28 protein-coding genes are annotated in these 25,918 nt (G+C 61.3%); 10 read left to right on the top strand and 18 right to left on the bottom strand.

What is annotated here, in order from left to right; all coding sequences use genetic code 11:
• Position 1: 1 nt before the first annotated feature.
• The 11 genes from BBJ66_RS34450 to BBJ66_RS29770 form a co-directional block, all read right to left on the bottom strand.
• On the bottom strand, positions 2-199 hold the full coding sequence (locus BBJ66_RS34450; RefSeq protein WP_116429681.1) for a hypothetical protein: 198 nt from the start codon (positions 197-199) through the stop codon (positions 2-4).
• 10 nt (positions 200-209) lie between these two features.
• The gene (gene msuE, locus BBJ66_RS29815; RefSeq protein WP_071092560.1) at positions 210-770 is read right to left on the bottom strand and encodes an FMN reductase; all 561 of its coding nucleotides are present in this window, start codon (positions 768-770) and stop codon (positions 210-212) included.
• A gap of 114 nt (positions 771-884) precedes the next feature.
• The gene (locus tag BBJ66_RS29810; RefSeq protein WP_071092559.1) at positions 885-1,481 is read right to left on the bottom strand and encodes a 2-hydroxychromene-2-carboxylate isomerase; all 597 of its coding nucleotides are present in this window, start codon (positions 1,479-1,481) and stop codon (positions 885-887) included.
• A 63-nt stretch (positions 1,482-1,544) separates the two neighbouring features.
• Positions 1,545-2,579 carry an LLM class flavin-dependent oxidoreductase gene (locus BBJ66_RS29805; protein WP_071092558.1) on the bottom strand — a complete coding sequence of 345 codons (1,035 nt, stop codon included), beginning with the start codon at positions 2,577-2,579 and terminating at the stop codon, positions 1,545-1,547.
• Between the two features lie 29 nt (positions 2,580-2,608).
• A complete protein-coding gene (locus BBJ66_RS29800) occupies positions 2,609-3,547 on the bottom strand; it encodes an ABC transporter substrate-binding protein (RefSeq protein WP_071092727.1) in 939 nt (312 codons plus the stop codon).
• A gap of 79 nt (positions 3,548-3,626) precedes the next feature.
• Entirely contained in the window at positions 3,627-4,571 is a 945-nt protein-coding gene (locus BBJ66_RS29795) for an ABC transporter substrate-binding protein (RefSeq protein WP_071092557.1), read from the bottom strand.
• 92 nt (positions 4,572-4,663) lie between these two features.
• Entirely contained in the window at positions 4,664-6,442 is a 1,779-nt protein-coding gene (locus BBJ66_RS35720) for an amino acid ABC transporter permease/ATP-binding protein (protein WP_083335651.1), read from the bottom strand.
• Positions 6,443-6,477: 35 nt separating this feature from the next.
• Positions 6,478-7,029, bottom strand: a complete 552-nt coding sequence (locus tag BBJ66_RS29785) for a GNAT family N-acetyltransferase (protein ID WP_083335658.1) — start codon at positions 7,027-7,029, stop codon at positions 6,478-6,480.
• An 8-nt stretch (positions 7,030-7,037) separates the two neighbouring features.
• Positions 7,038-8,237, bottom strand: coding sequence for a M20 aminoacylase family protein (locus tag BBJ66_RS29780; protein ID WP_071092548.1), 1,200 nt, complete (start codon positions 8,235-8,237; stop codon positions 7,038-7,040).
• A gap of 17 nt (positions 8,238-8,254) precedes the next feature.
• Entirely contained in the window at positions 8,255-9,604 is a 1,350-nt protein-coding gene (locus tag BBJ66_RS29775; protein WP_071092546.1) for an LLM class flavin-dependent oxidoreductase, read from the bottom strand.
• A 23-nt stretch (positions 9,605-9,627) separates the two neighbouring features.
• Complete coding sequence (locus BBJ66_RS29770) at positions 9,628-10,620, bottom strand: LLM class flavin-dependent oxidoreductase (RefSeq protein ID WP_071092544.1); 993 nt, start codon at positions 10,618-10,620, stop codon at positions 9,628-9,630.
• 187 nt (positions 10,621-10,807) lie between these two features.
• Here BBJ66_RS29770 and BBJ66_RS29765 point away from each other — a divergent pair, with 187 nt between their 5' ends.
• Positions 10,808-11,089 carry a type II toxin-antitoxin system Phd/YefM family antitoxin gene (locus tag BBJ66_RS29765; protein WP_071092541.1) on the top strand — a complete coding sequence of 94 codons (282 nt, stop codon included), beginning with the start codon at positions 10,808-10,810 and terminating at the stop codon, positions 11,087-11,089.
• The gene (locus BBJ66_RS29760; RefSeq protein ID WP_071092538.1) at positions 11,089-11,412 is read left to right on the top strand and encodes a type II toxin-antitoxin system RelE/ParE family toxin; all 324 of its coding nucleotides are present in this window, start codon (positions 11,089-11,091) and stop codon (positions 11,410-11,412) included. The genes BBJ66_RS29765 and BBJ66_RS29760 overlap by 1 nt, the downstream gene beginning before the upstream one ends.
• A 42-nt stretch (positions 11,413-11,454) precedes the next feature.
• On the opposite strand, the gene repC is transcribed toward BBJ66_RS29760, so the two are convergent.
• The 5 genes from repC to BBJ66_RS29740 form a co-directional block, all read right to left on the bottom strand.
• Entirely contained in the window at positions 11,455-12,759 is a 1,305-nt protein-coding gene (repC, locus tag BBJ66_RS29755; RefSeq protein ID WP_071092535.1) for a plasmid replication protein RepC, read from the bottom strand.
• Positions 12,760-12,957: 198 nt separating this feature from the next.
• Complete coding sequence (gene repB, locus BBJ66_RS29750; RefSeq protein ID WP_071092722.1) at positions 12,958-13,947, bottom strand: plasmid partitioning protein RepB; 990 nt, start codon at positions 13,945-13,947, stop codon at positions 12,958-12,960.
• On the bottom strand, positions 13,944-15,161 hold the full coding sequence (gene repA / locus BBJ66_RS29745) for a plasmid partitioning protein RepA (RefSeq protein WP_071092533.1): 1,218 nt from the start codon (positions 15,159-15,161) through the stop codon (positions 13,944-13,946). The genes repB and repA overlap by 4 nt, the downstream gene beginning before the upstream one ends.
• A 293-nt stretch (positions 15,162-15,454) precedes the next feature.
• Entirely contained in the window at positions 15,455-15,631 is a 177-nt protein-coding gene (locus tag BBJ66_RS35110; RefSeq protein ID WP_190238057.1) for a hypothetical protein, read from the bottom strand.
• A 508-nt stretch (positions 15,632-16,139) separates the two neighbouring features.
• Positions 16,140-17,225 carry an ROK family protein gene (locus tag BBJ66_RS29740; protein ID WP_071092531.1) on the bottom strand — a complete coding sequence of 362 codons (1,086 nt, stop codon included), beginning with the start codon at positions 17,223-17,225 and terminating at the stop codon, positions 16,140-16,142.
• A 122-nt stretch (positions 17,226-17,347) separates the two neighbouring features.
• On the opposite strand from BBJ66_RS29740, the gene otsB reads away from it, so the two are divergent.
• The 7 genes from otsB to BBJ66_RS29705 all read left to right on the top strand — a co-directional run bounded on the left by otsB (position 17,348) and on the right by BBJ66_RS29705 (position 24,242).
• Entirely contained in the window at positions 17,348-18,127 is a 780-nt protein-coding gene (gene otsB / locus BBJ66_RS29735) for a trehalose-phosphatase (RefSeq protein WP_190238058.1), read from the top strand.
• Between the two features lie 201 nt (positions 18,128-18,328).
• Positions 18,329-19,213 carry a helix-turn-helix domain-containing protein gene (locus BBJ66_RS29730; RefSeq protein WP_071092528.1) on the top strand — a complete coding sequence of 295 codons (885 nt, stop codon included), beginning with the start codon at positions 18,329-18,331 and terminating at the stop codon, positions 19,211-19,213.
• A gap of 250 nt (positions 19,214-19,463) precedes the next feature.
• The gene (locus BBJ66_RS29725; RefSeq protein ID WP_190238059.1) at positions 19,464-20,537 is read left to right on the top strand and encodes an ABC transporter substrate-binding protein; all 1,074 of its coding nucleotides are present in this window, start codon (positions 19,464-19,466) and stop codon (positions 20,535-20,537) included.
• Between the two features lie 67 nt (positions 20,538-20,604).
• Positions 20,605-21,426: an ATP-binding cassette domain-containing protein gene (locus BBJ66_RS29720; RefSeq protein ID WP_071092524.1), complete on the top strand. Its 822-nt coding sequence runs from the start codon at positions 20,605-20,607 to the stop codon at positions 21,424-21,426.
• On the top strand, positions 21,423-22,682 hold the full coding sequence (locus tag BBJ66_RS29715; protein ID WP_071092521.1) for a sugar ABC transporter permease: 1,260 nt from the start codon (positions 21,423-21,425) through the stop codon (positions 22,680-22,682). The genes BBJ66_RS29720 and BBJ66_RS29715 overlap by 4 nt, the downstream gene beginning before the upstream one ends.
• Positions 22,683-22,708: 26 nt before the next feature.
• Entirely contained in the window at positions 22,709-23,437 is a 729-nt protein-coding gene (locus BBJ66_RS29710) for an SDR family oxidoreductase (protein WP_071092518.1), read from the top strand.
• A gap of 40 nt (positions 23,438-23,477) precedes the next feature.
• The gene (locus BBJ66_RS29705) at positions 23,478-24,242 is read left to right on the top strand and encodes an SDR family NAD(P)-dependent oxidoreductase (protein WP_071092514.1); all 765 of its coding nucleotides are present in this window, start codon (positions 23,478-23,480) and stop codon (positions 24,240-24,242) included.
• A gap of 21 nt (positions 24,243-24,263) precedes the next feature.
• Here the strand turns inward: BBJ66_RS29705 and BBJ66_RS29700 are convergent, their stop codons facing one another.
• Positions 24,264-24,659, bottom strand: a complete 396-nt coding sequence (locus tag BBJ66_RS29700; RefSeq protein WP_071092511.1) for a VOC family protein — start codon at positions 24,657-24,659, stop codon at positions 24,264-24,266.
• A gap of 74 nt (positions 24,660-24,733) precedes the next feature.
• Positions 24,734-25,162: a tautomerase family protein gene (locus tag BBJ66_RS29695; RefSeq protein ID WP_071092507.1), complete on the bottom strand. Its 429-nt coding sequence runs from the start codon at positions 25,160-25,162 to the stop codon at positions 24,734-24,736.
• 119 nt (positions 25,163-25,281) lie between these two features.
• Between BBJ66_RS29695 and BBJ66_RS29690 the strand changes: the two genes are divergently transcribed.
• Entirely contained in the window at positions 25,282-25,878 is a 597-nt protein-coding gene (locus BBJ66_RS29690) for a TetR/AcrR family transcriptional regulator (RefSeq protein ID WP_071092504.1), read from the top strand.
• Positions 25,879-25,918 lie beyond the last annotated feature (40 nt).

Raw genomic sequence — 25,918 nt, 5'->3', positions numbered from 1 at the left:
GTTAGGAAATCAGGCAGTGACGTCGGGCATTGGCAAGGAGTTCGCGAAGCGATGCGGTCGGGCCGTAGAGCATCAGCAAGCGGTTCTCTTCCCGTTTGGCGAGCCGATATCGCCGAGCGAATTCGAAGACGCTCCACAATTGCTCGCCTGGCCCTGATCCTTCCGCGCCGTCCATCGCTGTCTCCTGAGATCGAACCATCGCGATGCTCCTATTCGGCAGCCGCTATTGCCGGGCCTGCTCCCGGAAAAAAGGCCGCCAATTCGCCGATCACTTCGCTGATGCGGTTCGAAAGGGCATCGGACGAGACCGCGTAGTCCGTAAAATCGCGATCGGAGGCATAAACGGCCGTCGGCAGCGTATGGGCCATGAAAAAACCGAAGAGCGGCCGAAGCTGATGCTCGACCATCAGCGCATGCCGGTCGCCGCCGCCCGTCGCCGTAATGATGATGGGTTTTGCCCGCAGTTCCTGCGGGTCGATCAGATCGATGAGATGCTTGAAATGGCCGGGATAGGATCCCTTGTAGGTCGGCGAGCCGACGACCAGCACGTCGGCGCCCACGATCTCGTCGACGACACGCCTAGCCTGATCGTCGAGGTCCTTGCGCCACAGGGCGCTGCCCAGCGATGGACCGACATCGTGCAGATCATAGGTCTTGCTCGCAAAGCCGTATCGGATGCTTGCGCGTTCGGCGACGTGGCGGACCAGCGCCAATGTCTTCGATGGTCGGTTGAAGCTGCCAGCTATGCCGACGAGTTTGAAACCTGACATGGTTTTCCTCTCTGTAGTTACTTCAAATATTGTCTATAAAATTACTGGATTAAAGGAATGTGCGTCTCTCCTTCCGCGCTCGGTTGAAAAACCATTCGCCTGGATGATCCAGCCTCAAGGCCTGTCGCCGCCAAGATGGCGTTCCAGGAAAGGCAGATTGTCCTGTCCCCAGTAGATCTCGCTGTCATAGACATAGGTGGGGAAGCCGAAGACGCCGCTGTCGCGCGCATGCGTGCGGTCAGCCGACCATTTGTTCTGGACATCGTCGTCGGCCTGCCGCCGGAGAAGGGCGGCGCCATCGAAACCGGCTGATGTGACGATCGCCTCGCGTATATCGGGCTTGCCGATATCCCTCGCCTCGGCCCAGAAGGCATGCTGCAGGATCCTGCTGACACCGATCCAGTCCTGTCCGTCGAGATAGGCGGCAATCACGAAGAGGGATGCCGGCGTCGGATCGCTGAGCTCAGGGCGATGTTCGAGCCGCAATTCCTTGCCCCGCACGCGCGCCCAGCGTTTAAGGTCCCGCGTCCAGTAAGCACGCCGGATTTCCGGCCGGTTGCGCGAGAAGATCCCGCCATTTTCCTCGACCACCGTGGTCAGATAGGGCGTGATGACGACATCGTTCTTTGCCGCCAGTTCGGTGAAGGCGTCGAAGCCGATGTAGGACCAGGGCGATCCGATCGAAAAGAAGTATTCCACCGTTCTCGTCACTGATGATTGTTCCTCGTGAATGATTGTCTGGAGTCGAATGAGAGGCCTCAGCGCGGCGATCTTTCAGGAAGCGGCCCAAATTTCGGGCTGTGCTTTCCATCCGAGCTGCGGCGCGATCCTTGTCACGAAGTCGTGCAGGATCTGACGGTATTCCTCGTGCTCGAACTCGTAAGGAAGTTCCAGCCGCAGCTCGCTGACCTCTGGCAGGATAGGATCGGAAAAAAGTTGCTCCAATATTTCCTCAGACGTGCCGACGATATCGCGGGCAAACAGGGTTCGCCGCTCGCCCTGGGGCGAAAGCGTCCGCTGATGGCGGCCGTCAGCATAATCGCGATAGCGGCGGCGTGTCGCCTTATCGGCGCTGTCGAAAGGCACAATGACGCGGCCGAGCGCGACGCGACGCTGAGATCCGGCGGCACGGTAGGTTTCGATCAACCTGGATTGCGCGACGAAGAAGTCGTCGGTCCCCTCCCCCGTTATGACATTGCCGGTCAGGAGATTGAAGCCGTTGCGCCCGGCCCATTCGGCCGAGCGCTGAGACCCGCCGCCGTACCAGATCCGATCGATCAGGCCTTTGGCATAGGGCTGCAGGCGCGGCCGCTGCTGCCCGAAAGGCGTCTTGATGAAGGTCTCATCGTCGCCGAGATAGGCGCCGCGCAGATTGCCGGCGAAGCGCAGCACGCGGTCATGCGAGAAATCATAGCGCGTCCAGTCGCCGTCGAAGGCGAGCGGGGCAATCAATTCGGCATGCAGCGGCCGGCCGGCGCTGACACCGATATTCAGCCGCCCGCGTGAGAGGACGTCGACCGTGGCGAGGTCTTCGGCCAGCCGGTAGGGGCTTTCATAGCCGATCGGAATGACCGCCGTTCCGAGCTGGATCCGGCTGGTTCGCTGGGTGGCGGCCGCCAGAAAGGCGCTGGCGGAAGAAATTCCCGGCTCCAGGTGCCGCTGGCGGACCCAGGCGCTGTCGAAACCTAGTTCTTCGCCATATTGCAGCTGCTGAAGCGTCTGCTCCAATCCCGACAGGGGATCGTCGTCGCGATAATTGCCGGGGGTGAGGAAACCGATATGGCTGATGGATAGGCTGCGGCCGCTCATGTCGTCACGTCCATTCATGCTTTCCGCAATCAGTATTTCGGCAAACCGGGCGGATTGGTCTCGGATGCGGGCAAGGCCTCCTCGGAAAGATGCCAGTGGTCGAGGATTTTGCCGTAGGTGCCGTCCTTGATCAGGCCGTTGGTGGCGACGGTCAGCGCATCGGCAAGCCCGCTTCCCTTGCGGGTGGCGATGGCGACGTCCGAGCGTTCCGGCCAGCCGGCGCTGAGCGTGCCGACGCGCTTGATATTCTTGTCGCGCGCGGCGATGAAGACGAGCTGCGCATGCGGCTGGACGATGACATCGGCCCTGTCTGACCGCAGGGCGAGAAGGCTTGCCGCCTCGTCATCGTAATATTGCAGCTCGATCGGTTTCAGGCCGGCGGCGACGTCCTCATCGCTCCACTTCAGCAGAATGCGCTCCTGGTTGGTGCCGGCGCCGACGATGGTTCTCAGGCCCGCCGCATCCTTGGGTTGCTTGATCGAGGTGATTGGACTGTCGGATTTCACGAAGAAACCGTGCAGGCCCTGGCGGTAAGTGGAGAAATCGAATTTTTCCTTGCGCTGCTCGGTGACGCCGACATTGGAGATGACGGCATCATATTTGCCCGAGGTCAGGCCGAGCGGCCAGTCGATCCAGGCGACCGGCACGATCTCCAGCGTCAGGCCGAGACTGTCGGCAATGGCAGAGGCATAGTCGGGATCGGCTCCGACCACGGTCTTGGCATCCGTGGCATAGGTGGAAAGTGGCGGACTGCCGGGGCTGACGGCGATGGTGAATTTGCCCGGGGTGACGAACTTGAAGTTCTTCGCAATCGCTGCGATCGCCGCATCGTTCCTGGCGGCATGAAGCCGGCCCGGCTGTTCCGGGCTGAGGTCGAAATCGTCGGCCGCACGGGCGGCACCGAAACCAGTCAATGCTGAGAGCAGGGCTGCGAAAAGCAGGGTGCGAGATATTGGATGGATCGTCACGTTCAATTGTCTCCGTTTGCGTCGAGGAGCGGGAACGGACCGGCGCGATTCCCTATAACGCCGGTCCGCCAGACCAACGTTACGAACCGCTCTTCGGCAGGCCGGGGGGATTGGTCTGCGCCTTGTCGATCGCCTCAGGACCGAGATTCCAGGTGTCGAGGACCTTCTTGTAGGCACCGCTGGCGATGAGGTCGTTGACGACATCGGTCAAGGGCGCCGCCAGGCCGCTGCCCTTGCGGGTGGTAACCGCAATCTCGGCGGTGATCGGCCAACCGCCGCTGACGGTGCCGACGAGCTTGGTCTTGCCATTGATGCCCGCCGCATAGGCCTGCGTCGCGTTGACGCTGAAGACGGCGTCGGCTCTACCGGACTGGACGGCGAGATCCTTGACCGCATCGTCGTCATAATATTGCACCTCGATCGCCTTCAGGCCGGCGGCGACGTTCTGACGGTCCCATTCCAGCAGGATCTTCTCCTGGTTGGTGCCGGCATCGGTGATGACTTTCAGGCCGGCAATATCCTGCGGTGCCTTGATCGCCGCAATCGGGCTGTCGGCCTTGACGTAAAAGCCGAGCTCATCCTTGCGGTAGGTCGAGAAGTCGAATTTCTCCTTGCGCTCTTCCGTGACGGTCACATTGGAGATCACCGCGTCGAATTTGCCGGAGGTCAGCCCGAGCGGCCAATCGGCCCAGGCAACGGAAACGAGATTGAGCTTGAGGCCCAGGCTGTCGGCAATCGCCTGCGCCAGATCGACGTCATAGCCGATGACCGTCTTGGAATCGGAAGCATAGTCGTGCAGCGGCAGATTGCCGCTTGAGCTGATGCCGACGGTGAAGACACCGCTTTCGACGAACTTGAAGTCCTTGATTTCAGCGATCCGCTTCTCGTTCTTTTCCACCCGCAGCCGGTTCGGCTGTTCGGGGCTGAGATCGAATTTCTGCTGCGCCTGAGCGGAACCGAAACCAAGCGCGCCAATGGTGACGGCTCCCGCTATCAGAAGCCTTACTCTATCTGTAAATGCCATGCCCCTTCTCCATTTCATTTTAAGGTTGTAGCTATTGTCATTCGACCGGAGCAGCCCGTCGCGGCCCGGCATTTCACCAGCGCTGATCGGCGCTAGAGAACCTTGGCGAGGAATTCGCGGGTCCGGGGATGCTCCGCCTGCGTGAAAATCCGGGCGGGCGGGCCGGCCTCCAGAACACGGCCGCTTTCCATGAAGACGACGGTGTCGGCGACTTCGCGGGCAAACCCGATTTCATGGGTAACGATGACGAGCGTCGTGCCGGTGCGGGCGAGTTCCTTGATGAGGTCGAGCACTTCGCCGACAAGTTCCGGATCGAGTGCGGAGGTCGGCTCGTCAAAGAGCAGCATCTTGGGACGGAGCGCGAGCGCCCGGGCGATCGCCACACGCTGCTGCTGGCCGCCGGAGAGCTGGCGCGGATAGGCGTTGATCTTGTCGCTGAGGCCGATGCGGGCAAGCAGTTCCTGCGCCAGCTGCACGGCCTGCTCGCGGCCGAGCCCACGAACCTGGATAGGCGCCTCGATGAGATTTTCGAGCACGGTCAGATGCGGGAAGAGATTGAAGCTCTGGAAGACCATGCCGATATCGGCGCGGCGCCTGAGGATCTCTTTTTCCTTGAGTTCGTAGAGCGTGTCGCCCTTTCTGCTGTAGCCGACGAAATCGCCGTCGACGGAGATGAAACCCTCATCGACACGCTCCAGATGGTTGATGGCGCGCAGAAGCGTCGATTTGCCAGAGCCGGACGGACCAAGGATGGCGGTCACGCTGCCCGAGGGCAGGCTGAGCTCGACTTTGTCGAGCACCTTCAGCGAGCCGAAACTCTTCGAAATCGTTTGCACGCGCACCACCCCGCCCGCGGCCCGCAGTGAGGCCGCATCCCGGAAACCGACCGTGCGCACGGGCTCCGCCGCCGTATCCAAGACAGGAAGCGGACGGCGGAAACGCTCGAAGAATGCCTGAAAGGGCAGTGGCGTCGGATTGCGCACGGCGCCCTTGGAGAAATAACGCTCGATATAATGCTGGGCGATCGACAGCACCGTCATGATGATCAGATACCAGACGGTGGCGACCATCAGCAGCGGAATAACTTCGAGGTTGCGGCGATAGATCACCTGCACCGTGTAGAAGAGTTCCGGCAGCGCCAGCACATAGACCATCGACGTGCTTTTGGCCAATCCGATGAGTTCGTTGAAACCGGTCGGCAGGATGGCGCGCATGGCCTGCGGCAGCACGATGCGGAAAGCCTGGCGCCGGCGCGGCAGGCCGAGGGCGGCCGCCGCTTCCAGCTGCCCATGATCCACCGAAAGGATACCGCCACGGACGATCTCGGCGAAGAAGGCCGACTGGTTGAGTGTCAGGCCGAGGAAGGCGGCAGCAAAGGGCGTCAGCAGCTGCACCGTGGGATAGTCGATGAAGACCGTGTTGGTGAAGGGAATGCCGATCCTGATCGTTTCGTAGAGATAGCCGAGATTGTTCAGAATCAGCAGCAGCACGATCATGGGGATCGAGCGCAACAGCCAGATATAGCCCCAGGAAAGGCCTGATAGTAGCGGCGACTTGGAGACCCTGGCGAGCGCCAGGGCCGTACCCAGAATGGAACCGGAAACGGCGGCAAGCGCGGTCAGGAGCAATGTCCTGCCGAGGCCGACGAGCACCGGCTCGGCAAAAAACCATTCGGCAAAGACGTTCCAACCCCATCGCGGATTGGTGAAGGTGGAATAGAGCGCGGCGACGATGACGACGGCGGCGAATATGGTGCCGGCCAGCCGCTCCGGATGGCGCGCCGGCACGATACGATACCGGGAATGATCCTGCTTTGGTTCTGCCGTCCTGCTGTCGGGCGCGATGCCTGCGAAATCCGTCGTCAGTGCCATTGTGCTTCCCTTTTATGATTTTCGTCTTGTCGCTTTCAGAGGTTTGCGCCGGCCACACGCAGGCGCGGTTCGGCCGCCTCGGTTCCGAAGACCGGCGGAACGAGATGGGTGATGTCCTTCTCGAAGGGCAGACTCTTGTAGATCTCTGGATCGGCTGACGTGTCGAAGAGAGCGGTGTAGCCATAGTTCAGATAGAGGCCGACGGCCTCCGGCTGGCGGAAACCGGTCGTCAGATAGATCCTCGTATAGCCTTGGCGGGCCGCCTGAGCCTCCAGCTCCACCAATACCTTGCGGGCAAGACCCTGACGGCGCAGGTCGGAACGGGTCCAGATGCGTTTGAACTCGGCCGTGCGCTCGTCATAATGTTTAAAGGCGCCGCCGCCGATGGTTTCGCCGCCCCGGATCAGCAGGAGAAAACTGCCCTGTGGCGGCGCGAAGGCCTCGGGAGGATAACGGTTCAGCTCGGCCGCAGCACCTTCGGCATTGAAATAGGTGCCGTAGCGGCTGTCATATTCGTGGATCAACTCATCGATCAGCGGCTTGGCGCGGGGGTCGAGAGGGCTCGTATAGAGAAACGTATCGCTCATATCGTTCGTCACCCGTGATCATCAGTGAGAAAGGTTTCTGCAAGCCGCACCCAATAGCGGGCGGCGGGCGCAATGATCGCGTCGTTGAAATTGTAGTGGGCGCTGTGCAGAGGCGCGCTGTCGCCATTGCCGACGAAGAGGTAGCTGCCGGGATTGGCCTGCAGCATGAAGGCAAAATCCTCGCTCGCGGTGCGCGGCCGAAAATCCTTCTCGATCGCCGCGAGACCGAGCGCGTCATAGGCGACATCCCGGGCAAATGCCGTTTCCTTGGCGTGATTGACCAGCGCCGGAAAACCGAGCCGGTAGTTCACCTCCGCCACCGCGCCGAAGCTTTCGGCCTGGGCGCGGGCAAGGGCTGGAATACGCTCCTGCAGCAGCTGGCGCACCGTCTCGCTGAAGGCCCGCATCGTCAACTTCATCTCCACGCTCTCGGGGATGACGTTGGAGGCGGAGCCGGCATGGATCGAACCGACGGTGGCGACCGCCATGTCCTGCGGATCGACATTGCGCGAGACGACGCTTTGCAGGGCGGTGATGAAGGAGGCCGAGGCCAGCACCGGATCGACAGCGCGGTGCGGCTCGGCGCCGTGACCGCCCCTGCCGACGATCTTGACGATCGCCTGGTCGACCGAGGCCATGGCCGGACCGGCGACAAAACCGAACTGGCCCGTCGGCACCCCCGGCCAGTTGTGCAGCCCGAAGACCGCATCGACCGGAAACCGCTCGAACAGGCCTTCCGAGATCATCTTGCGGGCGCCGGCGCCGATTTCCTCGGCGGGCTGGAAGATCAGCCTGAGCGTGCCGCTGAAATTGCCGCTTTCGGAGAGATAGCGGGCGGCCGCCAGCAGGATCGAGGTATGACCGTCATGGCCGCAGGCATGCATGACGCCGGGATTGCTGCTGGCATAGGCAAGACCGGTCGCCTCCTCGATCGGCAGCGCATCCATGTCGGCGCGAATGCCGATCCGTTTCTTGCCTTCGCCGCGCCTGAGGGTGGCGACGATGCCGGTGCCGGCAATGCCCGTCGCCACCTCATAGCCCCAGGAGGAAAGGCGGGAGGCCACGAGCTTGCTGGTCCTGAACTCCTGGAAGGCAAGCTCCGGATATTGATGCAGATCGTGGCGAAGCGCGATGATCTCATCGAGATAGGCGGCGATACCCTTCTCGACCGGATCGTTGCTGCGCGGGTTCTGAGCGATGACGTCCATGGTGGTTCGCCGGCGCCTCAGGCGCCGACAGCCCTTCCTTGCTCGAGCTGATCGGCGCCGGCCGCATGGCGGCTTTCGCGAAAGGGCAGGCCCAGATGATCGCGCAGCGTCTCGCCCTTTAGGATCGGATCGAAATAACCGCGCGCAGTGAGGATCGGCAGGACATGTTCGGCAAAATCGTCGAAGCCCTCGGCGATAACGGGGAAGCCGAGAATGAAGCCATCGGCAGCGCCATGATCCACCCAACGGATGATCTCGTCGGCGATATGTTCTGCCGTACCGATGAAGGCGGTGCGGGGCGTCGCGGAATCGAGCGCGACCTGGCGGAGCGTGAGGCCTTTTTCCCGCGCCGTTTTTTTGATCCGGTCGGTGGTGGCGCGGAAATTATTCCTGCCGATATCGCCGAGTTCGGGGAAAGCCTCATCGAGCGGGTAGACGCTGAAATCATGGTGATCGAAGAAGCGGCCGAGATAGAGGAGCGCCTCTTCGATGGTGACGAGATTGCGGATCGCCTGATATTTGGCTTCCGCTTCCTCGGCCGTCTTCCCGACGATTGGGCCGATGCCGGGATAGATGCCGACTTCGGCTGCCGGGCGTCCATGGGCGACGACGCTGTCCTTCAGCTGCCGATAGAAGGCCTGGGCTTCCTCGAAAGGGCCGCCATTGGTGAAGACGGCATCGGCATGTTTGCCGGCGAGCCTGATGCCGGAGTCCGACGCACCCGCCTGGAATACGACCGGTTGCCCCTGCTTCGAACGGCCGATGTTGAGCGGCCCCTCGATGCGGAAGAAGCGGCCCTTATGGTTGAGACGATGCATCCTGGTCTTGTCGGCATAGACGCCGGTTTCGCGATTGCGGACGAAGGCGTCGTCATCCCAGGAATCCCACAGGCCTTTGATCGCATCGATATAGTCCTCGGCGATCTCGTAGCGCAGCTCATGTTCGGGATGTTCGCGGCTGTAATTGCGCCCCGAGCCCTCGAGCGGCGAGGTCACCGCGTTCCACCCTGCCCGGCCGCCGCTGATGAGATCGATCGAAGCGAACTGGCGCGCGATGGTGAAGGGATCGCTATAAGAGGTCGAGACTGTGCCGACGAGGCCGATTTTCGAAGTCGAGGCGGCAAGCGCCGAGAGGATGGCGATCGGCTCGAACCGATTGAGGAAATGCGGGATCGACTGCTCGTTGATATAGAGCCCGTCGGCGACGAAGGCGAAGGCAATGCCGGTCGCCTCCGCCTTGAGCGCCGTCTTGACGAAGAAGTCGAAATTGACGCTGGCATCGGCCGGCCCGCTTGGATGCTTCCAGGCATTCATGTGACCGCCTGGGCCCTGCAGCATGATGCCGAACGTGACGTGTTTTTGAGCCATGTGATCGATCTCCTTGAAAACGGTCAGGCGACGAGGGAAAGCCGCTCCTCGGCGAGCAGCTCGATGGAGGCCAGGCGCTCGGCAACCGAAAGCGCCGGCGTGTCGAGCACGAACTCCTTGACGCCGTAACGGCGGTGAAGCTCATCCAATTCCTTGCGGATCTGCTTTGCCGTGCCGTGCAGCACGCTCGGCACCTTCTCCTCGATGCGGTAATCGGTGACGTCGGCCTGGCGGGCAAATTCGGCCGCCTGCTCCGCGCTGCCGACATTGACGGTCTGGCCGTCCGGCAGGAACAGTTTGACGATGCGCAGATGGCCGATCCGCTCGCGGGCATAGTCCTCGCTTTCGGCGGCAAAGGCTGCGAGCGCCAGGATCGGCCGTTTGCCGCCGGACGCCCGCTCATAAGCCTCGAAGGTTCTGCGCAGATTGTCAGGATCGCCGTTCAGGTGACCGGCAAAGACCAGTTCCCAGCCCTTCTCGGCCGCCAGTTCAGCGCTTTCGACGCTGGCGCCGAGCAGGAAACGTTCGGGCGCGGTCGGCGGAAACGGCGTTGCCTGGGCGCCCTGGTAATTCGGGTCGGCGGCGAGATAGGTATTGAGATCGGAAAGCTGGCTCGCGAAATCCGGCTTCCTGGCCGGATCGACGGCAAGCTGTAGGGCGCGCGTCGACAGCGGAAAACCGCCCGGCGCCTTGCCGACGCCGAGATCGACACGGCCGGGCGCCAGCGAAGACAGAAGATTGAACGTCTCGGCAACCTTATAGGCGCTGTAATGCTGCAGCATGACGCCGCCGGAGCCGATGCGGATCTTCGAGGTCCTGGCAAGGAGATAGGCGATCAGCGCCTCCGGCGCGGAGCTTGCCAGATTGGACATGTTATGATGCTCAGCCACCCAGAAACGGTGATAACCGAGTTCCTCGGCGCGGGCGGCAATCTTGACCGTCGCCCGCAACGCGTCCGCCGCGGTGAAACCCTGTTCGATCGGGCTTTTGTCGAGAAGGCTGAGGAGATAGGTCATGAGATCACGATCCGATCGGTGGTTGCAAAGTTTAATCTATAAAATCAGTAGACAATATTCATTATAAGAAATGGCATTCTCTTTCGCGGAGGTTGCGTGAAAAAAAGCGGCCGCGACTGAAATGGGAGAAGGCTTCTTTCAATCGACCATTTGATGATCTATATTCTGGTCAAAATGGAGTAATCGCATGAAGCTGTCAGAACAGGTCAAGCCGATCAGCTATCTCAAGGCCCATGCGCCTGAGATCATCCGGACACTCAAGGACAACCCGCAGCCTGTCGTCATTACTCTTCACGGCGAGGCGAAAGCCATTCTGCAGGATGTCGGCCAATACGAGGAAACGCAGGAGACCTTGGCGCTGCTCAAGGTGCTGGCGCTGACCAACCGGCAAGTCGAGGAAGGCAAGCTGCGCCCTGCTGCCGAGTCCTTCGCACGCATCCGCAAGCGTTTGTCCGACAGCCAAACCTGATGCCTTATCGTGTTCTTTTCGCCGAGGAAGCGGAACGCGACATCGAGGATCTCTATCGTTTCATCGCCGGCCGCGACGGCGCAGAGACGGCTGAGCGCATCCTGACGGAAATCGAAAGTGCCTGCGCCGATCTCGAAGAATTCCCTGCCCGAGGAAATGCCCCGAAAGAACTCACCGGTATCGGCCTCACCGAATATCGGGAGCGGCACCATAAGCCCTGGCGCATGATCTACCGCATCATGGGCAATGATGTCGTCGTCTATTGTGTCGTCGACGGTCGCCGCGACATGCAGGCTTTCCTGGAGCGAAGGCTGATCCGCTGATCCCCGACCTATCCATTTCAGCGGTCTCACAACCCTCGCGCCTTATCCAGCTATTCGGCCGGCCGGCGCATTTGCCCGCAGGAGCGCCATGAGCATCGGGCCGATCGCGAATTCTCCCTTTTCACTTCGCCGCGTCAGGTCGCGGAGATAGCCACCGGCCGAATTGATATGGCCGCCGCGCTCCAGGATGCATGCCATCACCGTCGCGGCATTTTCCGGTCCCATTGTATTTGCCGCCTCCTCGTAGGCTGACGGGCTGACGCCCAGCATCGATCGAACGGTCACCGCCGCGGCCATCAGGTCACGCCAGTTGCGGATTTCGCCATTCGGCCCGTAGGCAAGGATTTCAGGGCAGGCCTGCAGAACCAGGCCGAGCGGGAAGGATTTCAGGCCGCCGGCATCATCGCGCCCCCCTGGCCGTCGACTCAGCCCCTCCCCCTGCCTGCTCGGATGAGCAATCTCAGCCCTCCCCTCTTCCAGCGTCACGGCCCCTCGCCCATTGCCTTGCTCCGGCATCGCGCCCTGCTTCGTGTCGAAGCCTGGTTCAAGTTCAGAAGGGGATTCGGGGTTTGAATTCTGTATGTGACGCTCGCTATAAGCGGCATTGCCGCGCTCTTTTGTCGATTTAACTCGAATTTCCAGCCGGTTAAGAATATCCGCCCTAAGCGTGGTCAATTCGTCCAGCAATTGTTCGAGCTGTGCCGTCGTCGGCGACCGGGGCAGGCCTTCGATCATATCCCGAAATTCCTGGTACAGGCCCTGCCAATCCCCTTGAACGTCTTCTTCGACGGCCGCTTCGATCAGCTTGGCGATATCGCGGCGGCAAAGCGTGATGCGTTCGCGCAGGCGCTGGACATGCAGCCGCTCGGCCATCACTTCGACAGCCAGCTGTTCGATCTCCTCGGCGCGGGCAAGCAGCGGCGCCAGCGAGAAGCCGAAGGCCTCGTTGACCTCCCCTGCCCTGTCCCTGCGGACATAACGCTTGCCGTTGGGGCTGTCCTTGCGCAACAGGAGCCCCGCCTCGACGAGCGCTGCAAGATGGCGCCGCACCGTCTGCTCGGCCATGCCATGCGTCCTCAGCGAAAGCTGGATATTCGATGGAAAGACGATCAGCCCGTTTTCCTGCGCCAGCTCGTTCTTGGGGTAAAAGCTTAAGAGTGCGTTGAGCACGGCAAGCGCTCGATCGCTGACGCCGAGCAGCGGCTTTGCTTCGCACAGCGCACGAAACAGCTTCCATTTGTCGACCGACTGATCGGGCTTGATTTCGCCTGCCATCGCCTGGCTGGCAAGCATGCCAAGCGTCATCGGCCGCCGCCCGAAGGGCGTCGTTACACTTCCGATTTCCATCTCTTCCACCTCAACAAGGCAAAAGAAATCCGCTCGCCAAACGGCGCCAAAAACTCTTGACAGCGATTCTCGGAAGTGCGATTCTCGGAGGTGTTCAAGACTACGAGGAAAGCTTCCGTGACGGTGACGTTCGGGGGCTTTTTTCTTTTGCGCGCTATCTCCTATCCGAATTGTCAGCTGACAATCGGTCTAAATGCCTCATTTTCCCTCATTTTCCTCTTCGAACTCGGCGGCGAGGCCAACCAACCGCTGAGCCAGGAATTCTGAAAATGCCGCCGATTTGACGGTGATGCGAAAGGTCTTCCCGGAGCGGGTCACCGAAGCAAGCTGTGCGCCGCCTTGGGTCCGAAGCGTCTGTTCGGCCCGCTGCGGCGCGCTCTTTTCCTCCAGCGCCTTCCAGATGGCGTCGAAGCGGCCATTGCTCTCCAACGCTTGGAAAGCTGTAGCGTCGATTGCGGTCCGCGCCTTCTTCTGCCCGCCTGCCTCCCTGAATTTCTCGGCGAAGGCCAGCCAGCGCGGCCGTCCAACCTTGGGCGCCGGTCCGATGGCGAGAATGACCTCGGGATCGATCGTCTGTGCCACCTGCAGCAGCCTCGACGTTTCGGGCTTGTCCGTCGCCAGCGCCTGGGCAATCATGTCGCGGCTGAAGCCGTGTTCATCCATGCGTCGTGCAAACAGCGCCCGCTCGATGAAGCTCAAGTCGACACGCGGGCCGTTTTCCTGACCCTGCGCGAGGATCAATTCCTCATCGGTAAGCTTGCGCACCACAGCCTTGATGGGAACCCCAATCTCAGCTGCCGCACGCAGACGCCTGTGGCCATAGGCGGCCTGGTAATGCCCGGCCTTTACGGGATCCGGCCGCACCAGGATAGGAACCTGCTGCCCGCTTTCCTGGATCGACTGCTTCAGCCGCTCGAACTCGGCATCCCTATCGACCGGAATGCGGTCGCGGATGAAAGACATTTCGACGGCAGCCGGATCTATCTCCAGCACCTTGTCGCCGGAGGCGAGCGATTCCCGCAGCGCCTTGGCGGCCGCCGCTTCCTCTCCCAGCCGTCCAAGCGACAGGTTCATCGCCTTGACCGCCCCCGATGGCCGATGCGGCGGCGGCGCGGCCGGCGCATCCGGCCGTGCCGGCTCGACGGCGCCAACCATGCTCTTCAGGATATCGCGACCTTTGGGGCTCATGTCCTGCTCCATGCACTGCGAATGAGTTGTTCCACCTCGGCATTGACGTTGTCGACCGATTCGACGCCGCGGTCATAGGTCTGGCGATGCATCGTCTCGCGTCCCGCTTCATAGATCGTCTGCTTGGACAGGCCCGCATCCGAGACCGCCGTCGACTTGACCATCATCGAGGTCAGCACACGCTCCCCGAACAGGCTGCGCAGGAAGGCGACGATCTGCGCCTGCGGGCCATCATTGGCCTCATAGCGGGTAACCAGATAGCGCATCCAGTCGTAATCGAGATTGCCGCCGGCCTCCTTGACCACGGACAGAAGGTCGGAGGTCATCGTCAGGAACTGGTTCATCGACGCGACGTCGAGCATCTGCGGATGAACGGTGATCAGCACGGCAGTGGCGGCGCAGAGAGCAGACAGCGTCAGGAAGCCGAGGGTAGGCGGGCAATCGATGATGACAACGTCGTAGCTTTGCTCGAGCGAATGCAGCGCATTGCCGACCCGCATGAAGAACATGTCCTTGTCGTCGCGGTTGGTGTCGGCCAGCGCCTTTGGCGTATCGTGCTCGAACTCGTGCAGCTCGAGATTGCCGGGAATGAGATCGAGACCGGGGAAATAGGTCTGGCGGACGATGTCGCCAACGTCGCGGCGCGTCTCGTCATATTTGATGGCGCCGTAGAGCGTCTCGTTTTCACCGACGTCGAATTCGGGCTGATATCCGAGCATCGCCGACATCGACGCTTGCGGATCGAGATCGACGGCCAGCACACGATAGCCCCGAAGCGCCAGGAACTGCGCCAGATGGATGGATGTCGTCGTCTTGCCGGAACCGCCCTTGAAATTGGTGACGGCGATCACCTGGAGATGATCGCCCGGCCGGCGCATCGGCAGATAGGAGGGTTTGGTACGCCCGAGATGCTGGCGCATCGCATGGATTTCCTCAAGCGAGAACACCCGGCGGCCGGACGCCGTCTTTTCAGGATTGATGGTTTCCACCTGAGCGGCGAGGTGGCGAACATAGCTATCGGTGACGCCGAGCAGCTTGGCGGTCTCTGTGCTGCTGAAGCGTCGCAGCGATTTGCGGGCATCGGGCGAAAACAACCGCTCGAACAGCACCTGGAGCTGGCTGCTGAGCATTGTCGAGTCCTGCGCAATCGTCTCGTCGATCGAGACTTGACTCGCCCTCTTGGCTTTCTCAACAATCGCGGCCTTGGTCGGCATTCACGCAAATCCTGATAAATCGGGTAATTTTGCGCAAATGATCGTGAGTCTGGCAATGACGTCAAGCGGTTTCTTGGTTAGCGAATGGATAACAAACCGGATTCAACGAAAAAAATCATGTGCAATTCCGGAATCTTAGTTCTGTTGTCAGCTGACAACGGTGGCCGTCTCCACATTCGCCGACGTCAGCCTTCAAAATATCGCAGAAGATTCGATGCGACTCAGCATTGGCGCCGACTCGGCGAAGACCGATTTCCGCCGCTGAGCGCGAACCGGATTGGGCAATCCGCCTCTCATTTATAGGCGGACGAATGGTACAGGTTTTCGACTTCCGATCCGCGGACGGGGCCATTGCCTGAGGACTTACCGTTAGCGTCCTGGGTTTCAGGTTCACGGCGCGACGGGGCAAGGCCGAGCATTTGTTCGAGACGACCGGCATTGAGCGGAGCGCTTATTCCCTTGAAGTTCATGATCCATCTTTCGTCTGCGCATAGCTTGTGTAACGCTGCAGAGATAAGCGCAATTTGAAGCCGCCGAGAACAACCCGTCGGCGTTATCACCATCTTTTCCGACGAGAAGCAGGAAAGGGGAGGGGCCTCCATCTTTTTTTTGCCGCCGCCCCGAATACGGCATCTGAAGGTGACGCTGAAGGTAGCGGACAGGTTTCAGCCCCTCATGCCGGCAGTTGAGAGCGAGGCGATACTGGAGCAGGGGCCAGTCATGGTCACAACGGCATAGGCTAGGCGAATCAGGTCTCGGTGAGTAAGCTCGATAGCGTTCGCATGATTGCGGCACCGCAGAGCGGCCGCCAGCCCGATCCGACCTCATCTCCATAGTCGAACCGACAGCCTTCCTAACGGAAATTATTGATGCTTTCGCTTCCGTCTGCGAAAATCCTTGTTGTTTACCTGTTATTTACCATAACGCGCCGCAGCGCAAAGAGCCTGTGGTTCTGTGGGCGTAGCGTGAGGGGTGAGCCTATCGCGCCTTCGTTGTCTCGCGATTGGTGAAATGCGCATTGCCCAAACCGGTGCCGATCGTCAGCACTGCCCATCGCGATACGTCGGTCATAAAAGGGATCTGCGACAATCCCTGGACGACAGCGTCGTTGTGCATCATCACGAAAGTGCTGTCGTCACCGATTTCAGGGATGGCCTTCATCAGCGCGGCGGGAAGGTTGAAGCTGTCGCTCTCCCAGTTTCCCCCCGGCAGGTTCTGCCCGCCGCGTTCGATGGAGCCATCGGCTTTGATGATGCCGGGGCAGGCGATCCCGATGATCGGCGCGGGCTTGAGGTTCGCCTTTTCGGCCTTGTCGATCAGTTCCTGCAGCATCTCGGCTAGGCGCTCGATGGTTGCGGTGCGACTCGGCTCGTCGTCGGCATGACGCCAGATCGTTGATTCCCAGACGCTCGCATCCGCGAAATTCGGCACGTCATCCTTTCCGAATTTAACGACGCCGGCGCGAACATTGGTGCCGCCGATATCGACGGCCAGGATCGCCTCGTGACCTTTAAACATCCAGCGCGGCATCAGATGGACAGAACCGATCAGTCCGGCCTCATCAGGATGGTGAACGATCGGCACCACCTCGACGTCGATGCCGGCCGCCTTGAGAATAACCATGGTCCTGGCGATCGTCAGTTCGCCAAAGCGGCTATGCCGGAAGCCACCGCCGACGACGATGCGTTCCGTCTTCACCCATCGTTTGTCCTTCAGGAACTTTCCGATCACATCGGCAAAGTCCTGAGCGAAGTCCTCCACCGCGCCCATGACCAATGCCGCTGCCTCCATATCGTCACCGTTCAGAAAGGCATCGATCTTTTTCTTGGAAAGCTTCGCCGTCGCGGTCTTGCCGATCGGGTCGTCTCCGATCTTGCGGACGCGTTTTCTCCAATCGTCGAGCTTCATCTGAAACGTCTTCTTGTTGGCGTTGTCGCCAACGAAACCATCCTTGTCACGCAGTTCGTTGTTGTAATCGTCGATCGTCACCAATGGCAGGCTTAACGCGCCATGTGCCAACGGGGCATCGACCTCATCACGGGACTCGGAACTGCTTTTGGCCATCAAACTACCTTCTGCGGCGCGAGTGCTCAAACGGGCGGCGAGATAAAACGCAGACTGGCCCCGGATGTTCCGGCGTCCGAAAAGTCACTTGCCCTCGTCGGCCGGTGACCTAGCTTCCATGATTGCAGAGTTTGGAGAATGCCGTGCAGGACGATACCGCGACCCAGGAAATGCTTTCACTGGTCCTCGAAGAGCCGGATCATTGGGCGATGTTCCTCGACATCGACGGAACGCTGCTCAACCTCGCGCCCACGCCAGATGCGATCGAGGTTCCGGAAGCTCTTCCCGGACAACTTCACCGGCTGTCGAACAAGCTCGGCGGCGCTTTAGCGCTGGTCACCGGGCGATCGCTTGCCTATGCGGACGCGCTGTTCAAACCCTTTGCATTTCCGACGGCAGGCCTTCACGGCGCGGAAATCAGGAGCGCCGGCGGAATGCACACGGTCGAGGCCACACCCGAATTTCAGGCGCTGAAACATGCCTTGACGGCCGAAGCCGAGCACTATCCCGGCGTCCTGATCGAGGATAAGGGCGCGGCCGTGGCCGCCCATTACCGGCTGGCGCCCGAATATGAAAAGGTGCTCGAAGAGCGCATGCATCATTATGCCGAGGTCGCCGGGCCGAACTGGGCGTTGCAGCTCGGCAAGATGGTTTTCGAGCTGCGACCGGCACGATCGAGCAAGGGCGATGCGCTGGAGCGGTTTTTCCAGGCCGACCCGTTCAGGAACCGCTGCCCGATCACGATCGGCGATGACCTTACCGACGAGTCGATGTTTGCGATCGCCAACGCGCGCGGCGGCGTTTCGGTGCGTGTCGGTGCGATCGGCGCCCCGAGCTGCGCCACGAGCCGGCTGTCCTCCTCTGCACTGGTGAGAAATGTCATTGCCGGTTTGGCCGCCTGAAGCAGGTCCTTGGTTGATATGCGTGCGGATCGCTGCCGCCTTTTACCCGGCCGCACAGCGTCAATCGTCAAAAAAGTATCGGTTTTGACCGGGAATCGTGGTGGCGGGCGTGAAACGAGCCCACTACACTCCCCTTCAATAATAAAGCCAAAAAGGGAATTTGGCGGGTGGGCTTGGAACCCGTCCTCGGAGGAGGAAACGATGGAACCCGACTTGGAAGTCATTCAGATCAGGCCGGGCGAATCCTTCGCGACGAAGGCGCATGGCTATCCCTATCATACGGTTCGCTGGCACTTTCATCCGGAATACGAACTGCATCTCGTCGTGGCGACGACCGGGCGCTATTTCGTCGGCGACTTCATCGGCGAGTTCGAACCGGGCAATCTTGTGCTTGCCGGCCCCAATCTTCCCCACAACTGGATCAGCGACGTCCCGAAGGGGTCGAGCATTCCGCTGCGATGCCAGCTCATCCAGTTCAGCGAGAATTTCATCAGCGACACGATGAAGGTGCTGGCCGAGCTCGGCCCCTTCGAGCCGGTGCTCGAAGCTTCCCGCCGCGGCGTGCTCTTCGGCACTGATACCAGCCGTCAGATCGCGCCGCTGATGAACGAGGTGCAGCAGGCGCAGGGCGTGCGTCGCATCGAACTCTTCATGATGATCGTCGGCCTGCTCAGCCGGGCGCAGGATGCCCAGCTTCTCGCCAGCCCGAGCTATCTACCCGATCCGTCAGGCTACATGTCGGCCGGCATCAACAAGGCACTCGCCTATATCAGGGAGAACCTGACGAAATCTTTCGACGAAGCCGATCTCGCCAGGATTGCCGAACAGTCCACAGGTGCCTTTTCGCGCGCCTTCCGCCGCCATACCGGCATGTCGCTCGTGCAATATGTGAAACGCCTGCGCATCAATCTCGCCTGTCAGATCCTGATGAGCGACGACCACGCATCGATAACCGACATCTGCTTCGAAGTCGGCTTCAACAATCTGTCCAATTTCAACCGGCAATTTCTCGCGGAAAAGGGCATGACGCCTTCGCGCTTCCGGCGGCTGTTGGGTGACAATATCAACGTGGCGAAGGCGGCTTAAGCGAGCCGGACGAGCACCGTTGTCGGGAATATGATGAAGGTCGGCCGAAGACGGCGATAGGGAGGACGAGGAGGAGGAACCAAAACAGACATCGATTTGGACGCGAGCGCGCAACGAGCGGTTCGCGACAGGAGACGCTTGTCCTCAGAAAACTGCAAACCGCCGGGACAGGCGCGGCTGTTCGCTCGACCGAACGGCCACAGCAGACCACTGCAATGCCGAAGCTACACAATTTTTCCAATGGGAGGAGATGGAAATGATGAAATTCTCGACAAAAGCGGCAGGGGCCGCGGCACTTGTCCTGTCCTTGCTCGGCGGTACTTCCGCCTTTGCGCAAACCGCCGTTGCCGATGCGACGGTCGCATTCCTCATGCCCGACCAGGGCTCGACCCGCTACGAAGAGCACGACCATCCGGGCTTCGTCGCGGAAATGAAGAAGCTCTGCGCCACGTGCAAGGTCCTCTATCAGAATGCCGATGCCGATATCGCCAAACAGCAGCAGCAGTTCAATTCGGCCATCACCCAGGGCGCCAAGGTCATCGTGCTCGACCCGGTGGATTCGGCAGCGGCCGCCTCTCTCGTCCAGCTCGCCCAGAGCCAGGGTGTCAAGGTCATCGCCTATGACCGCCCGATCCCGAAGGGCAAGGCCGATTTCTACGTCTCCTTCGACAATAAGGCGATCGGCAAGGCAATCGCTGAATCGCTCGTCCAGCATCTGAAGGCGAAGAATGTGCCGACCGATGGCGGCGGCATCCTGCAGATCAACGGTTCACCCACGGATGCGGCCGCCGGGCTGATCAAGGACGGCATTCACGAGGGTCTCGCCAGCGGCGGCTACAAGACGCTTGCCGAATTCGACACGCCGAACTGGCAGCCGGCGAATGCCCAGCAATGGGCAGGCGGCCAGATCACCCGTTTCGGCAAACAGATCGTCGGCGTCGTCGCCGCCAATGACGGCACCGGCGGCGGCGCCATCGCCGCCTTCAAGGCAGCCGGCGTCGATCCCGTGCCGCCGGTGACCGGCAATGATGCGACGATCGCCGCGCTGCAGCTGATCATATCGGGGGATCAGTACAACACGATCTCCAAGCCGAGCGAAATCGTTGCCGCGGCTGCGGCCGACGTCGCGGTAAAGCTCTTGGCCGGAGAACCGATCAAGGCGGAAATGACGCTTTACGACACGCCGGCGCAGCTCTTCGTCCCTGCCGTCGTCACCGCCGAAAACCTCAAGGCCGAGATCATCGACAAGAAGATCAACACCGCCGAGGAACTGTGCACCGGCCGTTATGCCGAAGGCTGCAAGAAGCTCGGCATCACCAAGTAATCGAGCCAAGGGAAAGCGCGGCCAACTGCCGGTCGCGCTTCCGCTCTCGCTTCGGAAAGGCCAGGCGATGTCTGACACCTCTCATATTCCTGACGGCTCCCGCCAGCCCGTTCTCAGCCTGCGCGGAATATCGAAGAACTTCGGGGCGGTGTCGGCGCTCACCGATATCGAACTGGACGTCCATGCCGGCGAGGTCGTGGCGCTCGTCGGCGACAATGGCGCCGGCAAATCGACGCTGGTCAAGATCCTGGCCGGCGTGCATCAGCCGAGTTCGGGCACGATCCTGTTTGAGGGTAAACAGGCAAATCTGTCGAGCCCGAGTGCTGCGCTCGATCTCGGCATTGCGACCGTCTTCCAGGATTTGGCGCTCTGCGAAAATCTCGATGTCGTCGCCAATATCTTTCTCGGCAAGGAGCTCAATCCCTTCCAGCTCGACGAGGTCGCCATGGAGATCCGCGCCTGGAAGCTACTGAACGAGCTTTCGGCCCGTATCCCAAGCGTGCGCGAGCCCGTCGCCTCGCTCTCCGGCGGACAGCGCCAGACCGTGGCGATCGCCCGGTCGCTGCTGCTTGAGCCGAAACTGATCATGCTGGACGAACCCACGGCAGCGCTGGGTGTCGCCCAGACCGCCGAGGTGCTGGATCTGATCGAGCGCGTGCGTGAACGCGGCCTCGCCGTCATCATGATCAGCCACAATATGGAGGATGTGCGTGCGGTCGCCGACCGTATTGTCGTCCTTCGGCTTGGACGCAACAACGGCACCTTCATGCCCGACGCCTCCAATGAAGAGCTCGTCAGTGCGATCACCGGCGCATCCAACAATTCCGTCTCCCGCCGCGCCACACGCCGCAAGGCGCAAGGCCGAGAGAACGAGGAGGGCAGGGCATGATGAAGACCTTGCAGAACGAACCGGCGGCACCCGCGCTCCTCGACCGGCGCGACGAAAGAGTGCGCCATGACGACAGCCTTGCCGGCTCGATCCGCGCCTTTTGGGATCGCATCCGTTCCGGCGACCTCGGCTCGCTGCCGGTCATTGTCGGCCTGGCGATCATCTGGACGGTGTTCCAGGCGCTCAATCCGGTGTTTCTCTCCAGCGCCAATCTCGTCAACATGCTGTTCGACTGCTCGACGGTCGGCGTCATCTCGCTCGGTATCGTCTGCATCCTGATGGTCGGTGAGATCGATCTTTCCGTCGGCTCGGTCAGCGGCTTCGCCTCGGCGCTGGTCGGCGTCTTCTGGGTCAATCAGGGCTGGCCGGTGCTCCCAGCCGTCCTCGCAGCAATGATCGTTGGCGCCCTGATCGGCTCGCTGTACGCCTTCCTGTTCAACCGCTTCGGCATGCCGAGCTTCGTCTCCACCCTGTCGGGCCTGCTCGCGGTTCTCGGCCTGCAGCTCTATATTCTGGGAGCCACCGGCTCGATCAATCTCCCCTATGGCTCCTGGCTGGTGAATTTCGGGCAGATCATGGTGATGCCGGACGTGGTCGCCTATCTGCTGGTGGCGCTTGCCGGCATTGCCTTCTTCTTCGCGAGCTACCGCACGTCGGCGCGCCGGCGGGCAGCCGGACTGTCTGCGAAATCGACGGGCGGATTGTTGCTGCGCGCCGTCGTCATCACGGTCGCTCTGGAAGCGGTTGCCTTCTACCTCAACCAGTCGCGCGGCATTCCCTGGATGTTCGGCCTCTTCGTCGGGCTCGTCGCCGCCATGAACTATGCGCTGACGCGCACCAAATGGGGACGCTCCATGCAGGCCGTCGGCGGCAACAGGGAGGCCGCCCGCCGCTCAGGCATCAACGTGTCGCGCATCTATGCCAGTGCCTTCGTCACCTGTGCCCTGCTTGCAGCGACCGGGGGCGTGCTTTCGGCCGCGCGGCTGGCAACCGCCAGCCAGCAGGCCGGCACCGGCGACGTCAATCTCAACGCCATCGCCGCTGCGGTCATCGGCGGCACGAGCCTGTTCGGCGGGCGCGGCAGCGCCTATTCGGCCCTTCTCGGCATCATCGTCATCCAGTCGATCGCCAGCGGGCTGACGCTTCTCGATCTGTCGTCGTCGCTTCGATACATGATCACCGGCGCCGTCCTTGCCGTCGCCGTCATCGTCGACTCGCTCGCCCGCCGATCGCGGATCTCGCACGGCCGGGCCTAAACCACTCAAGAAAACAGAGGAAGAAAATGGGACAGGATCTGTCTGGAAAAGTCGCGGCCGTCACCGGAGCGGCATCGGGTATCGGCCTGGAATGCGCCAGGGCCTTGCTGGCCGCCGGCGCCCGCGTGGTGCTGGTCGACCGCAACGAGGAAGCATTAAAAGAGATCTGCTCGACGCTCGGCGCCAGTGCCATTCCGCTGGTCATCGATCTCACCGATCCGAAAAGTGTGGCAGGAATGATGCCGCAGATTCTGGAGAAGGCAGGGCAGTTGGATATTTTCCACGCCAATGCCGGCTCATATATCGGCGGCGAGGTGCTGACCGGCGACCCCGACGCCTGGGACCGGATGCTCAACCTGAACGTCAACGCCGCCTTCCGTTCGGTGCATGCCGTCTTGCCGCATATGGTCGAGCGCAAGACCGGGGATATCATCCTGACGAGCTCCGTCGCCGGTCTGGTTCCCGTGGTATGGGAGCCGATCTACACGGCTTCGAAACATGCGGTGCAGGCCTTCGTCCATACGTTGCGGCGGCAGGTGGCTAAACATGGCCTGCGCGTCGGGGCGGTCGCGCCAGGCCCCGTGGTCACCGCTCTTTTGAGCGATTGGCCGCAGGAAAAGCTGGATGAGGCGCTTGCCGCCGGCGGCTTGATGGAGCCTAAGGAAGTGGCCGAGGCGGTGCTCTTCATGCTGACGCGCCCGCGCAACGTCACCATCCGCGATCTCGTCATCCTGCCGCAGAGCACCGACATCTGATGCGCGCTTGCCGCTTTCGCAAAACCAGAAAGGAACCACCATGATCTTCGACAGATTCCGCCTGGACGGGCAGGTGGCGCTGGTAACCGGCGGCACGCGCGGCATCGGGCTTGCGATCGCCGAGGCGCTCGGCGAGGCCGGCGCCAAAGTTGTCATCACCGGACGGACCCGCAATACGGCGGCGGAAGCCCGGCTCGTCAAAGCCGGTGTCGATTGCGATTTCATCGCCGCCGATCTGACGAAAGACGATGCCGCCGACGCGCTTGTCACCGAGACCCTCTCGCGGACCGGCCGGCTCGACATCCTTGTCAACAATGCCGGCATCGCCATTCATGGCGATAGCGGCGAATTCTCCGATGCCATCTGGCGCGAGATCATGACCGTCAATGTCGACGCCGTCTTCCGCGCCTGCCGCGCGGCACTCGCCCCCATGCGGCGCCAGGGCAGGGGTGTTATCCTCAATATCGGCTCGATGTCGGGCATCGTCTCCAACATTCCGCAGAACCAGGTCGCCTACAACACCTCCAAGGCGGCGGTCCATATGATGACGAAGAGCCTGGCGAGCGAAGTCGCCGCCGAGAATATCCGCGTCAACGCCATCGCGCCGGGCTATATCGACACCGATCTGTCGCGCGGCGGCATCGACAATCCCGACTGGTTCCCGACCTGGCGCAGCATGACCCCGATGGGACGCGTCGGGCAGCCGGAAGAGGTGGCGGGTGCGGCCTTGTTCCTCTGCTCGGCGGCGGCAAGCTACGTCATTGGCGAAGTGCTGGTGATCGATGGTGGTTATACGACACGATAATGGACTGACGGCGGCACGAGTTCACCCCAAGCAATCGAGCATCCATTGGACACCAAAACGATCGGTGAGCTTGCCGTAATAGCTCCCCCATGGCTGGACAGCGAGTGGTGTCGTAATCTTGCCGCCTTCGGCGAGCCGGGCGAACAACCCGTCGGTCCTGTCGCGGTCATCCAAGATCAGCATGTGGGCGGAGCCTCGCATCGGCTCCGCATCGTGATTGTCCGAAGCGAAGAACAAAACACCAGGCCCTTCGAAACGAGCATGCATCACCTTGGCCCGCATGGTTTCGCTGGCAATGGGCATTCCGTCCGCGCCGTGGCGCTTTAATTGCGTGACCCGGCCAAGCCCGCATTCGGCATAGAAGGCGAGCGCCTCCTCGCAGCCGTTGGAAAAGAACAGATAGTTGGCAAGCTGCATGGCTGGCTCCGTCGCGCCGCCGGATAGCGGCGCTGCTGTGTCAGGTCTGAGGTTCCGCACGTGCGCCGCAAACCCTACAACGCGGCGGCCGCGCCCTGGATGGCGCCGACGAAGTCGGCATTGCTGTAACTGTCGCCGGCGATTCCCCAGGCCCCCTCGGGAGCATAGACGATGTTCGACCATATATGCTCTCGCTTGAGCCGGCCTTCGGCGGCCTGCTCGACGACATCGGCCGCTTTTTCGATGAAGGCCTGCTTCGCGTCGGCGCTCGCCAGCGCTACCTCCGGCAATTTAAGTTCAACGAACGCTGCGGCGATCGGCTTTCCCGCCGCCAGCACGTGCTCGCGCGGCAGCACGTTGATGGTGCCGATGACATTGGCGGTCATGAAAGCGTTGCCGGTCAAACCGGCGACATCAAGCAAGGCGTCCGTCAATCCGGCAAAGGCTCGCGCCTGGGCCTCCGGCGAGAGCAGGCCTTCCGGCACGGTGAGTGTGATAGGCATCTAATATCTCCCTCTTTGAATCGTGACCGCTTCTGATATACCGATCACTCTTTATGGATACACACCGGTCACTCTCTTAGCAAGCAATAAAGAGAGATCACTCTCTAAATGAGGTTTTCATGCGTTACAGCGCCGAGCACAAACTGGAAACCCGGGCCCGCGTCATCGCTGCCGCGGGACAGGTCTTCCGCAAGGACGGTTATGGCGGCGCCGGAATCGACGCGCTGACGAAGGCTGCCGGCGTGACGAACGGCGCCTTCTACGGACATTTCAAATCGAAGGCCGAAGCCTTTCGTACAGCCGTGCTGGAGGGGCTCGAAGAGCTGCGGCAGGGAATCGCCGCGCTGAAGACCAATCAGCCGAAAGACTGGCTGCAGACATTCGTCAGCTACTATCTCGGTTATAAAAGAACCTGCGATTTAGGCGAGAGCTGTGCTCTGCCGAGCCTTTCGCCCGACGTGATGCGCGCGGATAAAGAAACACGAAGCGCCTACACGGCTGAGATCAAACGCCTAGTCGACGAAGTCGCTGCCGGCCTGCCGGAGCACAAGATAGAGGGCCGATCCGAAATGAGCCGGGAAGATCAGGCGATTCTGCTTCTCGCCATGCTGAGCGGCGGTGTCACCCTTGCGCGCGCCGTGTCCGACCCGGCGCTGTCCGAACGCATTGCAGATATCATCGCGCAGGCGGCGTTGACGGCAATAAAACGCAACTGATCCGCTTGCTTGCGAGCATGCGGTCGGCACCCGAAAGGCC

Source organism: Rhizobium sp. RSm-3 (genome assembly GCF_001854685.1).
Taxonomy (GTDB): domain Bacteria; phylum Pseudomonadota; class Alphaproteobacteria; order Rhizobiales; family Rhizobiaceae; genus Rhizobium; species Rhizobium ecuadorense.
Note: the sequence above shows the minus strand (reverse complement) of the source record. Positions and strands in the feature narration are given on the sequence as shown.